The 14,721-nt window shown below is 61.1% G+C and carries 14 protein-coding genes and 1 pseudogene; 9 read left to right on the forward strand and 6 right to left on the reverse strand.

Translation table 11 applies throughout. The annotated features are described in order from the left end of the window. Window positions 1-59 precede the first annotated feature (59 nt). From NQL71_RS18960 to NQL71_RS18975, 4 genes and pseudogenes are all read right to left on the reverse strand, one after another. Window positions 60-440, reverse strand: a pseudogene (locus NQL71_RS18960) (Rho termination factor N-terminal domain-containing protein). Window positions 441-467: 27 nt separating this feature from the next. Continuing rightward, window positions 468-722 carry a hypothetical protein gene (locus tag NQL71_RS18965; protein WP_046815962.1) on the reverse strand — a complete coding sequence of 85 codons (255 nt, stop codon included), beginning with the start codon at window positions 720-722 and terminating at the stop codon, window positions 468-470. A gap of 39 nt (window positions 723-761) precedes the next feature. Continuing rightward, the gene (locus NQL71_RS18970; RefSeq protein WP_046815963.1) at window positions 762-1,100 is read right to left on the reverse strand and encodes a hypothetical protein; all 339 of its coding nucleotides are present in this window, start codon (window positions 1,098-1,100) and stop codon (window positions 762-764) included. An 84-nt stretch (window positions 1,101-1,184) separates the two neighbouring features. Further along, complete coding sequence (locus NQL71_RS18975) at window positions 1,185-2,390, reverse strand: MFS transporter (protein ID WP_046815964.1); 1,206 nt, start codon at window positions 2,388-2,390, stop codon at window positions 1,185-1,187. 194 nt (window positions 2,391-2,584) lie between these two features. Here NQL71_RS18975 and NQL71_RS18980 point away from each other — a divergent pair, with 194 nt between their 5' ends. The 6 genes from NQL71_RS18980 (at window position 2,585) to NQL71_RS19005 (ending at window position 8,498) form a co-directional block, all read left to right on the forward strand. After that, window positions 2,585-3,067: a GNAT family N-acetyltransferase gene (locus tag NQL71_RS18980; protein ID WP_046815965.1), complete on the forward strand. Its 483-nt coding sequence runs from the start codon at window positions 2,585-2,587 to the stop codon at window positions 3,065-3,067. A gap of 261 nt (window positions 3,068-3,328) precedes the next feature. Further along, window positions 3,329-4,321, forward strand: a complete 993-nt coding sequence (locus tag NQL71_RS18985; protein ID WP_046815966.1) for a 2-dehydro-3-deoxygalactonokinase — start codon at window positions 3,329-3,331, stop codon at window positions 4,319-4,321. Between the two features lie 19 nt (window positions 4,322-4,340). Next, window positions 4,341-4,961 (forward strand): 2-dehydro-3-deoxy-6-phosphogalactonate aldolase, encoded by a 621-nt coding sequence (locus NQL71_RS18990; RefSeq protein ID WP_077185653.1) that lies wholly within the window; start codon window positions 4,341-4,343, stop codon window positions 4,959-4,961. A 46-nt stretch (window positions 4,962-5,007) separates the two neighbouring features. Further along, window positions 5,008-6,156, forward strand: coding sequence for a galactonate dehydratase (gene dgoD, locus NQL71_RS18995; RefSeq protein WP_046815968.1), 1,149 nt, complete (start codon window positions 5,008-5,010; stop codon window positions 6,154-6,156). Between the two features lie 167 nt (window positions 6,157-6,323). Next, on the forward strand, window positions 6,324-7,634 hold the full coding sequence (locus NQL71_RS19000) for an MFS transporter (protein WP_046815969.1): 1,311 nt from the start codon (window positions 6,324-6,326) through the stop codon (window positions 7,632-7,634). Window positions 7,635-7,694: 60 nt separating this feature from the next. After that, window positions 7,695-8,498, forward strand: coding sequence for an IclR family transcriptional regulator (locus NQL71_RS19005; protein ID WP_046815970.1), 804 nt, complete (start codon window positions 7,695-7,697; stop codon window positions 8,496-8,498). On the opposite strand, the gene NQL71_RS19010 is transcribed toward NQL71_RS19005, so the two are convergent. Beyond that, a complete protein-coding gene (locus tag NQL71_RS19010) occupies window positions 8,495-9,547 on the reverse strand; it encodes an NAD(P)-dependent alcohol dehydrogenase (RefSeq protein ID WP_046815971.1) in 1,053 nt (350 codons plus the stop codon). The genes NQL71_RS19005 and NQL71_RS19010 overlap by 4 nt on opposite strands. A 188-nt stretch (window positions 9,548-9,735) precedes the next feature. On the opposite strand from NQL71_RS19010, the gene NQL71_RS19015 reads away from it, so the two are divergent. Beyond that, entirely contained in the window at window positions 9,736-10,626 is an 891-nt protein-coding gene (locus tag NQL71_RS19015) for an AraC family transcriptional regulator (protein WP_046815972.1), read from the forward strand. 185 nt (window positions 10,627-10,811) lie between these two features. On the opposite strand, the gene NQL71_RS19020 is transcribed toward NQL71_RS19015, so the two are convergent. Beyond that, entirely contained in the window at window positions 10,812-12,476 is a 1,665-nt protein-coding gene (locus tag NQL71_RS19020; protein ID WP_046815973.1) for an electron transfer flavoprotein-ubiquinone oxidoreductase, read from the reverse strand. Between the two features lie 548 nt (window positions 12,477-13,024). On the opposite strand from NQL71_RS19020, the gene NQL71_RS19025 reads away from it, so the two are divergent. Both NQL71_RS19025 and NQL71_RS19030 read left to right on the forward strand, forming a co-directional pair. Further along, window positions 13,025-13,774 carry an electron transfer flavoprotein subunit beta/FixA family protein gene (locus NQL71_RS19025; protein ID WP_007987229.1) on the forward strand — a complete coding sequence of 250 codons (750 nt, stop codon included), beginning with the start codon at window positions 13,025-13,027 and terminating at the stop codon, window positions 13,772-13,774. Continuing rightward, window positions 13,775-14,704, forward strand: coding sequence for an electron transfer flavoprotein subunit alpha/FixB family protein (locus NQL71_RS19030; protein ID WP_046815974.1), 930 nt, complete (start codon window positions 13,775-13,777; stop codon window positions 14,702-14,704). The last annotated feature ends 17 nt before the right edge of the window (window positions 14,705-14,721 follow it).

The following is a 14,721-nucleotide window of genomic DNA, read 5'->3' on the forward strand; positions in this document are numbered from 1 at the left end:
ACCCTGTAGGAGCTGGCTTGCCTGCGATGAGGCCATCAGAGCCAATGCAGGATTGGACTCTAGCCTGCCTTGCGCAGCGCCTCGATCAACGCCTGTTTGCGCATGCTCGACCGCCCCGGAATATTCTTCGCCCGGGCCTCCTTCATCAGGCTGTCCACGGTCTGCGCATCGCGCGAAGCCTTGCTGCTGCGCGAATGACCTTCACGGCTGGCCACTGCGCGTCGCGACGATTCCTTGCGATCCTACGCCTTGGCACTGGCCGGCTTCTTGCGCCCTGAACCACCCGCACGTTCGCCGCCACCGGACTGTTTGTTCACAGTCGCCCAGGCACGCGCTTCGGCTTCGTCCTTGGACACGCCCTTGTGCTCATAGCTCTCTTCAATGTGTTCGGCCTTGCGTTTCTGCTCGGCGGTGTATTTGTCTTTGCTTCCACGAGGCATGGGATTTCTCCTGGCTTCTTGGTGGGTTCAAACATCCAGCTTGCGTGCCGCCTCAACGCCGGCGGCGCTGAGCTTGATCGGCAAGTTCAACGAATGTTCGCCAGCTTCGTTGCACACCACATTGCCGTGCTGGATCAGACCACGCTCTTGCAGTGTGGCGAGGGTACTGGCGACGATTTTTTCCCCCCGGTAATTGTCCAGCACCTCCTTGCCCAGGCCGCTGGGGTGGGCGTGCAGCAGACGGGTCAGGACTTCTTTTTCCAGGTTTTTATCGACGTTCATGGTTACCTCTTCGTTGCGATGGGTAGGTCGTGCGGCGAACTATTGGCTCACGCCCCCTAATGCGTCCGGGCCACCTTCGGTGGTGGTCGAGCCAATGCCGGGGGCGGCGTTATCGGGTGTCTTGGTATCGGGCAGGTTCAGACCGCCCTGTCGGCCGGTATCGTTGCCCTGGATGCGCGGATCTGTGCCGGTTGACGGCGGCAAGCTGTTGTCGACGCCCGTGCCGTTGGTGTTGATGCCGGGGGCGCTCTGGATGGCGGGGGCCTTGGGTGCTTCGACCGGGTTGGTCGGGCCTGTGCCGGAAGCGGTGGTGCCAGCAACGGCAAGTGGGGATAGCAGGACAGCGAGAGCGAGGGCGGTCAACCTGGGCGTGCGCATGGTGGTGTCTCCATCGATTTAGAGTCCTTACCTGATGTTGGTCCGCCCCCGTTTCGAATTGGTGCCTGATGAACGACGAACGGTTCAGGCTTGCTGCAATGACCGGGTCGCACTCAATCGACGCCAGATCAGCCGCCCCACAGTGATCAGCCAGTTGAGGCCGGCGACTGCCAGCACGGCGTACAGGAGCGTCGCCATGCCTTGCTCGACGATAATTTTCCCGGCGATCAGCGGGAAACCGAACACGCCGATGAAGTAAGACAGGCTGAACAGCAGCAAGGATTGCGCTGTGGTGCCGCTCGGCGCCTCATTAGCGGCCAGGCCGTTGATCACCGAATAGGTCAGGCCGTAACCGACCCCGAGCATCACCGCCGCCAGCACATAGCTCAAGCCATCGTCGACCATGAAACCGAACATCAGGATCGAGCCCATCATCAGGCCCGAAAGCAGGCACGAGGCGCGCAGCGGATCGCGCTTGACCACGAAGCCTGCGATCAGCAGGCGGCTGCTGATCGCTGCACCCATGAAACCGAGGAAGAACAGTGAATAGTCCAGTGAGCGCGCGGCGGCGTAGCTGGTCTGGAAACTCGACAGGCCACCAAAAACGCACCCGCCAAGGCCGACCATGACGATCGGCAGCGCCGCCCGGGACGACAGCACTTGCGCGGCGGCACGCCAGGAAATCCTCGACACGGCAGTCGAGGGCACGGCTGCTTGTTTCAGTTGGCGATCCAGTCGCCAGAACAGCAACACGCCCATCAGGCTGGCGAAGGCGGCCAGGTAAAACGCGACCGTCACCGGATAGCCAAGGGCACTGGCGGCACGACCCAGCAAGGGACCGCTGCCGATCCCGGTCATCATGCTGCCCGACAGCAGGGCAAAATATTTCGCCCGTTGCGCTGGCGTCACCAGGCTGGCGACGATGATCGGCCCGAGGGTGTAGAACACGCCCCAGCCCAAGCCCAGCAGCAGCCCGAAAAACAGCAGCCAGTGGCCAATGCCCGGTGTCAGGGCAAAGCCCAGGCTGGCGGCCGCCAGCAACAGGCCGAACAGTGCCACCGAACGTGCCGCACCGAGCAGGTCGCACAGGTGACCGGAAACGATCACCGCAACGAAGGTGCTGAGCATCGCCGTCGAAATCACGCTGCCGGCATCGTGCTCGTTCCCCCCGCGGGAACCGATCAGCAAGGACAGCAAAAAAGTCGAGCCGTAGGACAGGGACAGCAAGTAGCTGGCCAGGCAAAACAGGCCGAACAACTTACTGGAGACTTGAGGTGTTGCAGTAGACATGACGCGGTTCCTTGACCCGATAGATACCCAGGGCCTCTATCTAACACGGCGGGCGGCAAGGATAGGTCCGAGGTTCGCGATGCGAGGGTTAGCGTCGGGCGGAGTAATGCCCGGGATGGCATTTTCATTTGCCATGTGACGAGCGCCACGCACCGCCTTAGTATGGCGTTTTCACTTTCTGACAAGGCACGTCCATGACGATCGAAATCCGCCCGGCGACCCCCAGTGACGCGCCGCAAATCCTCGCGTTCATCACTGAACTGGCCGACTACGAACGTGCTCGGCATGAAGTCATCGCCAGCGTCGCTGACATCGAACGCAGCCTGTTCAGCGAAGGGGCCACGGCCCATGGCCTGATCTGTCTGCGCGAAGGCGTGCCGATCGGATTTGCCGTGTTCTTCTTCAGCTACTCCACGTGGCTGGGCAGCAACTGCCTGTACCTCGAAGACCTGTACATCACGCCTGAGCAGCGCGGCGGCGGCGCTGGCAAGACCCTGTTGCGCCACCTGGCGAAAATTGCCTGTGCCAACGACTGCGGGCGCTTCGAATGGAGCGTGCTGGAGTGGAACACCCCAGCCATCGACTTCTACAAATCCCTGGGCGCGCAGCCGCAGGAAGAGTGGGTTCGTTACCGCATGGATGGCAAGGTGCTGAGAGAGTTCGCAGACGGTAATTAATCACGGCGTAAACCCATCTGTAGGAGCTGGCTTGCCAGCGAAGGCGACCTGAAGAGCAGCGCAGCACCTCAGGTAGGATCACCAGCAAGCCGGCTCCAGGGCTGTGTATGTTTCAAATATCGCAGAAATCAACGTCTGCGATTTTTTTTGTCTGAAATAAGCGCATCCCAATATATGGGAGTGATATTTATATATTGAGATTTATCGGCGCCAAGGTTTATAGTCCGCTCACTCACTGCCAAAAACAGAACAGGTGAAGCGATGCAGGCGCAATTGATCGCGCTCGACTGGGGGACAACCTCATTACGTGCCTACAAACTTGCCGCGGGCGGCCAGGTGCTCGAACAGCGTTCGCTGTCGTCGGGGATCATGCAGTTGCCCAAGGCTGGGCGAATCATCAAGGGTCGCGAATGCACCGACGGTTTTGAACTGGCCTTCGACGAGGCCTGTGGTGACTGGCTCGACGAACAGCCCGACTTGCCGGTCATCGCCTGTGGCATGGTCGGCAGCGCCCAGGGCTGGCGCGAAGCGGCCTATCGCGACACACCGGCGAACGTCGCCAACCTCGGTACCTCCCTGCAAACCGTACGCAGTCTTCGCGGTGTCGATGTACACATCGTGCCGGGAGTGATTCAGCGTTCGCGCCTGCCGAACGTGATGCGCGGCGAGGAAACCCAGGTGCTCGGCGTGCTGCAGAACCTGGCGGGCGAGGCGGGTGCCGATCTGCTGATCGGCCTGCCGGGCAGCCATTCGAAATGGGTGGAAGTGGCCGACGGCTGCATCGTGCATTTCGATACCTTCATGACCGGCGAAATCTTCGCCGTGCTCAGCGAACACAGCATTCTGGGGCGCACCCAGCAACGCGGCGGGTCATTCGACGGCGATGCGTTCGATCGCGGCGTGCAAGTGGCGTTGTCGACGGACGGCGAAATCGGCCCCCTGTCGACCGTGTTCAGTGCGCGCAGCCTCGGCCTGACCGGTGAGCTCAGCGCCACGGCGCAAGTGGATTATCTGTCCGGCCTGTTGATCGGCCATGAACTGTCGGCCCTGGCCTGCGTGCAGCGGCATCGACGCAACAGCGTGCACTTGCCTTCGGTCGTCCTGATCGGCAATTCCCAACTGTGCAGCCGCTATGGCCGGGCGCTCGATGCCTGCGGTTTTGCCCGGGTGACCCTGGCCGAGCAGGCCACCGAACGCGGGCTGTGGCAGCTGGCAATGGCGGCCGGCCTGATCGCGTCCACTCAAAATCATTAAACCTGACTGGAGTCCTGACATGCTCAAGCAAGCACTGGCGCAAAACGGTCTGATCGCGATTCTGCGTGGCCTGCGACCGCAAGAAGCAGCCGCCATCGGCGAAGTCCTCTACGCGGCCGGATTTCGCGTCATCGAAGTACCGCTCAATTCCCCGGAGCCATACGAAAGCATCCGCATCCTGCGCAGCAGCTTGCCCGCCGATTGCCTGGTCGGTGCGGGCACGGTGCTGACGCCGGAGCAGGTTGAACAGGTCAAGGCGGCGGGCGGGCAGGTGATCGTCATGCCTCACAGTGATCCGAAGGTTTTGCGCGCGGCGAAAGCGGCCGGCCTGTATCTGTCGCCCGGTGTCGCCACCCCGACCGAGGCCTTCGCGGCGCTGGCCGAGGGCGCTGATGTGCTGAAGCTGTTCCCGGCCGAGCAGATGGGGCCGGCGGTCGTCAAAGCCTGGCTCGCGGTGCTGCCCGCCGGAACCCTGCTGGTGCCGGTCGGCGGCATCACCCCGGACAACATGCAGGTGTTCATCGACGCCGGCGTCAAGGGCTTCGGTCTCGGCTCCGGGCTGTTCAAGCCGGGCATGACCCCGGCGCAAGTGGCGGCCAATGCCAAGGCCTACGTCACTGCCTGGAAAGCCCTTCGCTAAGACTTTTTTGGCGCTGCGAGCGCTGCATCCATAAGAGAGACAAAAGATGAAAATCACCAAACTGACCACATTCATCGTTCCACCGCGCTGGTGCTTCCTCAAGGTCGAGACCGACGAAGGCGTGACCGGCTGGGGTGAGCCCGTGGTCGAAGGCCGCGCGCACACGGTTGCTGCCGCCGTTGAAGAACTGTCCGACTACCTGATCGGCAAAGACCCGCGCAACATCGAAGACATCTGGACCGTGCTGTACCGCGGTGGCTTCTACCGTGGTGGTGCGATCCACATGAGTGCCCTGGCCGGTATCGACCAGGCGTTGTGGGACATCAAGGGCAAGGCGCTGGGCGTGTCGGTCAGTGACCTGCTGGGTGGCCAGGTGCGGGACAAGATCCGCGTGTATTCGTGGATCGGCGGCGACCGCCCGGCCGACACCGCGCGTGCTGCGAAAGAAGCGGTCAGCCGGGGGTTCACCGCGGTGAAAATGAACGGCACCGAAGAGCTGCAGTTCCTCGATACCTTCGACAAGGTCGACCTGGCCCTGGCCAACGTCGCCGCCGTGCGTGATGCGGTGGGGCCGAACGTCGGCATCGGCGTCGACTTCCATGGCCGCGTGCACAAGCCCATGGCCAAGGTGCTGATGAAGGAACTCGACCCCTACAAACTGATGTTCATCGAAGAGCCGGTGCTCAGCGAAAACTACGAAGCACTGAAGGAGCTGGCGCCGCTGACCAGCACGCCGATCGCCCTGGGCGAGCGGCTGTTCTCACGCTGGGATTTCAAGCGCGTGCTCAGCGAAGGCTACGTCGACATCATCCAGCCCGATGCTTCCCACGCTGGCGGCATCACCGAAACCCGCAAGATCGCCAACATGGCCGAAGCCTACGACGTGGCGCTGGCGTTGCATTGTCCGCTGGGCCCGATCGCGCTGGCGGCGTGCCTGCAACTGGATGCGGTTTGCTATAACGCGTTCATTCAGGAGCAAAGCCTGGGCATCCATTACAACGAGAGCAATGACCTGCTCGACTACGTGAAAGACCCGCGGGTATTCGACTACGACAAAGGTTTCGTGAAGATCCCCAACGGTCCGGGCCTGGGCATCGAGATCAACGAGGAATACGTGATCGAACGCGCCGCAGTCGGCCACCGCTGGCGCAACCCGATCTGGCGCCATGCCGACGGCAGTTTTGCCGAGTGGTGAGTGCTGCCTGACCCACCACAAGCCCACTGTAGGAGCTGGCTTGCCAGCGAAGGGGCCTTTGAGTCTTGCTCCACACCTGAGACCGCCTTCGCTGGCAAGCCAGCTCCTACAGGGTTCAGCGCCAGTCTTTAGACCGACCTCAATAAACATAAAAAGAGGCACTCCCCATGCAACCGCAAACCCTCACCGGGCAGGCGTCGTTGGCGGCGCCCAGCCGCAAGCGTTTTTTCATCATGGTCCTGCTGTTCATCACCGTGGTGATCAACTACCTGGACCGCAGCAATCTGTCGATCGCCGCGCCAGCGCTGACCAGCGACCTGGGCATCGATCCGATCCACGTCGGCCTGATCTTCTCGGCCTTCGGCTGGACCTACGCCGCCATGCAGATTCCCGGTGGCTGGCTGGTGGACCGGGTACCGCCGCGTATCTTGTACACCGCCGCACTGCTGCTGTGGTCGATTGCCACAGTCATGCTCGGTTTCGCCGCCAGTTTCATCGCCCTGTTCGTGTTGCGCATGGCGGTCGGTGCACTCGAAGCGCCGGCGTATCCGATCAACAGCCGCGTGGTCACCACCTGGTTTCCCGAGCGTGAGCGCGCCACGGCCATCGGTTTCTACACCTCCGGGCAATTCGTCGGCCTGGCATTCCTGACGCCGGTACTGGCGTGGCTGCAGCATGCATTTGGCTGGCACATGGTGTTTGTCGCCACTGGCGCGGTGGGCATTCTGTGGGCGGCGATCTGGTACGCGGTGTATCGCGAGCCACGGGATTTCAAAGGTGCCAACGAGGCCGAAATCGATTTGATCCGCGAAGGCGGCGGGCTGGTGGATATCCAGGCTGAACAAGCCAAGGTCAAGGCCAAGTTCAGCTGGACCGACCTGGGCATTGTCCTGACCAAGCGCAAGCTCTGGGGCATCTACCTCGGCCAGTTCTGCCTCAACTCGACGCTGTGGTTCTTTCTGACGTGGTTCCCCACCTACCTGGTGAAATACCGCGGCATGGACTTCATCAAGTCCGGCCTGCTGGCGTCGCTGCCGTTTCTCGCCGCGTTCGTCGGTGTGTTGTGTTCCGGGTTCTTCTCGGACTTGCTGATCCGTCGCGGCTACAGCGTAGGGTTCGCGCGCAAGTTGCCGATCATCAGTGGCTTGCTGATCTCGACCTCGATCATTGGCGCCAACTTCGTCGAGTCGACGCCGCTGGTGATTGCCTTCCTCGCGCTGGCATTTTTCGGCAACGGCCTGGCGTCGATCACCTGGTCGCTGGTGTCGACCCTGGCGCCGGCCCGCTTGCTGGGACTGACCGGTGGGGTGTTCAATTTCATCGGCAACCTGTCGGCCATCGCCACGCCAATCGTGATCGGCTTCCTGGCCAGCGGCGACTCCTTTGCCCCGGCCATCACCTATATCTCGGTTCTGGCGTTGATCGGGGCACTTTCCTACATCTTGCTGGTTGGAAAGGTCGAGCGTATCAAGTTGTAGTCGTGACCTGCGGGCGACCATAATGCCGCCCGTTCACTCGCTCAACGGTAAAGGCTGGATATGCAGGAAGACGCCCCAAAAATCGCCAAGGACGCCGCGCCCACCGGCACTCAGACCCTGCTTCGCGGTCTGGGTGTGGTTCAGGCCGTGGCCAGTGGCGCCCGTGACCTCAAGGAAATCGCCCGGTTGATCGGCACCACGCGCAGCACCACGCACCGCCTGGCCAGTTGCCTGGTGGACGAGCGCTATCTGCGGGTGGTGCCGCAGGTCGGTTACCTGTTGGGGCCCAAGCTGATCGAGCTGGGGTTTCAGGCGCGCGAAGAGTTGCCGCTGGTGACCCTGGCCGGGCCGTACCTGGATGAGTTGTCGGCGGCCACCGGCGACACCATTCACTTGGCGATCCGCGAAGGCGACGAAGTGCTGTACCTGCACAAGAATCCGGGGCGCAACGGTCCGGAAATGCGTTCGCGGGTCGGCCATCGCATGCCGTTGGCGCGTACCGGGATCGGCAAGGCATTGATGCTCGATGACTCACCGCAGGAGTGGCAGCGCCTGTACGAAGTCAGCCTGCCGGTGGGTGGGAAAAATCTGTTCTGGCCGCAGCACCCGGAGCAGTCCTGGGAGCAGTTCCGGCAGCGCATGGTCGAGTATGTGGCCGGCGGCTACGCCTTCGACCTGGAAGACAACGAACCGTCTATCCGCTGCGTAGCGGCGCCGATCCGCGATGCCAGCAAGCGCATCGTCGCCGGCATCAGCATTGCCAGCACCGTGCCGTACATGCCGCTGGAAAAAATGGCCGAGCTGATTCCCCTGATCAAAGGGGTCACAGCCCGGCTCTCGGCGGAGCTTGGGCTCAAGGTTTAGACCTTGAGGGTCGCCATATCGATGACGAAGCGGTACTTCACGTCACCGGCGATCATGCGTGTGAACGCCTCGTTGATCTGGCGAATGTCGAGCATCTCGATGTCGCAGGTGATGTTGTGCTCGGCGCAGAAATCCAGCACTTCCTGGGTTTCGGCGATGCCGCCGATCAAGGAACCGGCCAGCACGCGACGGCTCATCACCAGTTTGCCGGCGTGCACCGGCGGATCCACCGGTTCGATCAAGCCCACCAGAATGTGCACGCCATCGAAGCGCAACGTATCAAGGTAGGGATTGAGGTCGTGCTGCACCGGAATGGTGTCGAGCAGGAAGTCGAAATGTCCCGCCGCGGCCTTCATCTGTTCGGCATCGGTGGACACGATGACGTGGTCCGCGCCCTGGCGGCGGGCTTCTTCCGCCTTGCTCGGCGAACGGGTGAACAAGGTCACTTCGGCACCCATGGCCTTGGCGAACTTGATGCCCATGTGGCCGAGGCCGCCCATGCCGAGAATCCCGACTTTGTCACCGGCCTTCACGCCATAGTGCTTGAGCGGCGAATAGGTGGTGATACCGGCACACAGGATGGGCGCGGCACTGGCCAGGTCGAGCTTTTGCGGAATGCGCACAACGAAGTGCTCGCTGACCACGATGCTATCGGAGTAGCCGCCCATGGTGTTGCTGCCGTCGACCCGGTCGGGGGTGGCGTAGGTCATGGTCGGACCTGCGAGGCAGTATTGCTCGAGGTCGGCCTGGCAGGCGTCGCAGCTGCGGCAGGAGTCGACCATGCAGCCAACACCGACCAGATCGCCGATTCTGTATTGGGTGACATTCGCACCAATGGCGGTAACTTTTCCGACGATCTCGTGGCCAGGCATCAAGGGGTAGACGGCAATGCCCCACTCGTTGCGTGCCTGATGGATGTCGGAATGGCACACGCCGCAGTAGAGAATCTCGATCGCCACGTCATCGGCCCGTGGGCTGCGACGTTGGAATTTCATTGGGGCGAGGGGCGTGGTGGCCGATTGGGCGGCGTATCCGATGGCGGTGTACATGGTGAACCTCGCAAAAGCGCTGACAAGTGAGGTGGCGCATTCTGGGCGCCGACCCTCATTGCGGCCATGGCAATTCCTCCGGGTGTCATGCCTATTCCTCCGACATCGTCCCTTGATCGATCGCATTGGCGATCAGACCTGCGATGATGCTTTTATTCCTTTTTCCGTGTCTTTTGTGAAGAGCTCCGATGCTGCTGACCCGTCATCTTGATGCCAATGCCACGCTGGTTTCGTTGATCGCGCCGCTGTCCACGCGCGAAGGTTTTGTCCCGACCGCGTTGCCGGGCGTGCAGGTTCTTCGGGCCAGTTGCGATGTGGCCCGTGGGCCGCAGATCTACGAGCCGAGCCTGGTGATCATCGCCCAGGGCAGCAAACTGGCGTACCTGGGGCCGCGCACATTGGAATACGGGGCAGGGCACTATCTGATTCAGGCCCTTCCGGTGCCGTTCGAGTGTGAAACCTTTGCCGCGCCGAGCGGGCCAATGCTGGGTGTTTCTGTCGCGATCGACCGGGTAATGCTCGGCGAGTTGGTATTGGCGATGGGCCTGGCACCGGGTCGGCATATTCCGGCACAAACGCCGGAGTCCATGACCTCGGCAGTGCTCGATGACGCCATGCGCGGTTGTGTCGAGCGCTTGTTGCGCTGCCTGCACGATCCGCTGGAATGCCAGATCATGGGGCAAGCACGTTTGCGTGAATTGTTGTTCGTCGCCTTGCGCGGTCCGCAAGCCGACGTGTTGCGTGCGCTGGTCGAGCAGCAGGGGCAATTCGCGCGGATCGCGGCGTCGCTCAGTCATCTGCATGCGCATTTCGCCGAACCGTTGAATGTCGAGACCCTGGCCGGTTGCGCGAACATGAGTGCCTCGACCTTTCATGAGCATTTCAAGCGCAGCACCTTGTTGTCGCCGGTGCAGTACCTGAAGCGACTGCGCTTGCTTCGGGCGCAGCAGTTGTTGCTGGGCGAGGGGCTGGGCGTGGCCCAGGTGGCGCATCGGGTGGGGTATCAGAGCACGTCGCAGTTCAGTCGCGAGTACAAGCGCTACTTCGAGCGTAATCCAGGAGAAGAACGCGCCGCCTGATCCCGAAAGGAAACCCTGTGGGAGCGAGCCTGCTCGCGAATGCGGTATGTCAGTCAGCATCGATGTTGGATTTCAGCCCGTCTTCGCGAGCAGGCTCGCTCCCACAGTGGTCTTGTGGCGGGGGCTTAAATTGCAGGCAACAAAAAGGCCCCCATGGCGGGAGCCTTGATGTTCAGGCTATCGGCTTACATGTTCGGGTAAGTCGGGCCGCCAGCGCCTTCCGGCGTCACCCAGGTGATGTTCTGCGAAGGATCCTTGATGTCACAGGTCTTGCAGTGCACGCAGTTCTGGGCGTTGATCTGGAAGCGCTTCTCGCCGTCTTCCTTGGTGATCACTTCGTACACACCGGCCGGGCAGTAACGCTGTGCCGGCTCATCGTACAGCGGCAGGTTCTTGCTGATCGGGATGCTTGGGTCGGTCAGCTTCAGGTGGCACGGCTGCTCTTCTTCATGGTTGGTACCAGAGATGAACACCGAGCTGAGTTTGTCGAAGCTGATCTTGCCGTCCGGTTTCGGGTAGTCGATCTTCTTGCAGTCGGCCGCCAGTTTCAGGCACGCGTAATCCGGCTTGGTGTCGTGCAGGGTGAACGGCAGTTTGCCGCCGAAGATGTTCTGGTCGAGCCAGTTGAAACCACCACCGACGATAGCGCCGAACTTGTGGATCGCCGGGCCGAAGTTACGGCTGGCGAACAGTTCTTCGTGCAGCCAGCTGTTCTTGAACGCGTCGACGTAGGTGGTCAGCTCTTCGCTGCCGTCCTTCTCGGCGAACAGTGCGTCAGCCACGGATTCAGCGGCGAGCATGCCGGACTTCATCGCGGTGTGGCTGCCCTTGATCTTGGCGAAGTTCAGGGTGCCGAGGTCGCAACCGATCAGCGCGCCGCCCTTGAAGACCATTTTCGGCAGCGAGTTCAGGCCACCCTTGCAGATGGCACGGGCGCCGTAGCTGATGCGCTTGCCGCCTTCCAGGTACTGCTTGAGCACCGGGTGATGCTTGAGGCGCTGGAATTCGTCGAATGGCGACAGGTAAGTGTTGCTGTAGGACAGGTCGACGATCAGGCCGACCACTACCTGGTTGTTTTCCAGGTGATAGAGGAACGAGCCACCGGTGTTCTCGGTGCCCATGATGTCCATCGGCCAACCGGCGGTGTGGACCACCAGGCCTGGCTGGTGCTTGGCCGGGTCGACTTCCCAGATTTCCTTCAGGCCGATGCCGTAGTGCTGGGCATCAGCGTCAGTGTCCAGGTTGAAGCGCTTGATCAGCTGCTTGCCGATGTGGCCACGGCAACCTTCGGCGAACAGCGTGTATTTGCCACGCAGTTCCATGCCCGGGGTATACAGGCCTTCTTTCGGATTGCCCTCGCGATCGACACCCAGGTCGCCGGTGATGATCCCGCGAACCACGCCGTTCTCGTCGAACAGGGCTTCCTGGGCGGCGAAGCCCGGGTAGATCTCTACACCCAGGTTCTCGGCCTGCTGGGCCAGCCAGCGGCACAGGTTGCCCAGGGAGATGATGTAGTTGCCTTCGTTGTGCATGGTCTTGGGCACAAAGAAGTCTGGAATTTTCTGCGCGCTTTCAGCGTTCTTCAGCACGAAGATGTCGTCGCGGGTGACCGGCGTGTTCAGCGGCGCGCCGAGCGCTTTCCAGTCCGGGAACAGTTCGTTCAGGGCCCGTGGCTCGAACACCGCACCGGACAGGATGTGAGCACCGACTTCGGAGCCTTTTTCGACCACGCAGACGCTGATTTCCTTACCGGCTTCGGCGGCCTTCTGCTTCAATCGGCAGGCAGCGGAAAGACCAGCGGGGCCGGCACCGACGATGACCACGTCGAATTCCATGTATTCGCGTTCCACAGGTTATCTCCTACTCAAGGCTCAACAGTTTTTTTTCTAATATGGAGGTTGGGTGTCGCATCCGTGAATCCCTGCGCAACGCAGGGAGAGGACAATCGATTAACCACCTTTCTCTTTGGTGGCGCATTATATCTACACCACTCTCAGCGTCCAATACAAACGTTTGTTTGAAATGGCTCCAAGCCAGAGAAATCAAAGTCACCCGGCTTATGAACGGCCATTTTGGCGTATTGACCGGAATAGGTGTTCCGGTCAAGATACGGGCGGTTTTGCGCTCGCCGTAGGCTGACTGTTGGTTTCAAGAGCACCTCTAAAGACAGGGCGATGGCAGTGGAAGGTGAATGCGTAGCGCGGGTTTGGCGCGCAGTTTACACGCCACGATATTGAATGACCCGTTAGTCACTCCTGACAAACGGTCATTTGCATCATGAGCGATGGTCACTTGACACGTTTGCCGGCGTTTTTGGAGGTGCCCTTGCGCCCGATGAGCATCAACCGCCAGGTTCGCCTAGGCGACTTTCTTTTCACCGGAGAGTAACGAGGAATCCATGAAGGTTCTTGTAGCTGTCAAACGCGTTGTGGATTACAACGTGAAAGTTCGCGTCAAGGCGGACAATTCCGGCGTCGATCTTGCCAACGTCAAGATGTCGATGAACCCGTTCTGCGAGATCGCCGTGGAAGAAGCCGTACGCCTGAAAGAAAAGGGTGTTGCGACTGAAATCGTCGTCGTCTCCGTCGGCCCGTCCACCGCTCAAGAGCAACTGCGCACCGCGCTGGCTCTGGGTGCCGACCGCGCCATCCTCGTCGAGTCCGCCGAAGACCTGACTTCCCTGGCCGTTGCCAAACTGTTGAAAGCCGTTGTCGACAAGGAACAGCCTCAGCTGGTGATCCTTGGCAAACAAGCCATCGATAGCGACAACAACCAGACTGGCCAGATGCTGGCTGCACTGAGCGGCTACGGTCAGGGCACGTTCGCGTCGAAAGTCGAAATCAGCGGCGACAGCGTTGCTGTAACCCGCGAAATCGACGGCGGCGCGCAGACCGTTTCCCTGAAACTGCCGGCCATCGTTACCACCGACCTGCGTTTGAACGAGCCGCGCTACGCGTCCCTGCCAAACATCATGAAAGCCAAGAAGAAGCCTCTCGAAGTGCTGACTCCGGACGCTTTGGGCGTTTCCACCGCCTCCACCAACAAGACCGTCAAAGTCGAAGCGCCTGCTGCACGCAGCGCGGGTATCAAGGTCAAGTCGGTGGCTGAACTGGTCGAGAAACTGAAAAACGAAGCGAAGGTAATCTAAATGACTATCTTGGTTATTGCTGAACACGACAACAAAGTGCTGGCCCCGGCCACGCTGAACACCGTTGCTGCTGCCGCCAAAATCGGTGGTGACATCCACGTTCTGGTTGCAGGCCAGGGCGCTGGCGCCGTGGCTGAAGCTGCAGCGCAAGTGGCTGGCGTGAGCAAAGTACTGGTCGCTGACAACGCTGCCTACGCTCACCAACTGCCGGAAAACGTTGCTCCTCTGGTTGCTGAATTGGGCAAGGGCTACAGCCACATCCTGGCCGCCGCCACTTCCAACGGCAAAAACATCCTGCCGCGCGTTGCCGCTGCCCTGGACGTTGACCAGATCTCCGAGATCATCTCGGTAGAAAGCGCCGACACCTTCAAGCGTCCGATCTACGCCGGTAACGCTATCGCTACCGTTCAATCGAACGCTGCCGTGAAAGTGATCACCGTGCGTGCCACCGGTTTCGACCCGGTTGCCGCTACCGGTGGTTCGGCGGCTGTTGAAGCTGTTGGCGCTGCTCACGACGCTGGTATCTCCAGCTTCGTTGGCGAAGAGCTGGCTAAATCTGATCGTCCGGAACTGACCGCTGCCAAGATCGTCGTTTCCGGCGGCCGTGGCATGCAGAACGGTGACAACTTCAAACACCTGTACGCCCTGGCCGACAAGCTGGGCGCTGCCGTCGGTGCTTCGCGCGCCGCGGTCGACGCAGGTTTTGTTCCGAACGACATGCAGGTCGGTCAGACCGGCAAGATCGTTGCTCCACAGCTGTACATTGCCGTCGGTATTTCCGGCGCGATTCAGCACCTGGCCGGCATGAAAGACTCCAAAGTGATCGTTGCGATCAACAAGGACGAAGAAGCGCCGATCTTCCAGGTGGCCGATTACGGCCTGGTGGCGGACCTGTTCGAAGCCATCCCTGAGCTGGAGAAGCTGGTCTAATCCGGCTGCTTCACTTA

It is taken from the genome of Pseudomonas serbica (genome assembly GCF_028823535.1).
Lineage (GTDB): Bacteria > Pseudomonadota > Gammaproteobacteria > Pseudomonadales > Pseudomonadaceae > Aquipseudomonas > Aquipseudomonas serbica.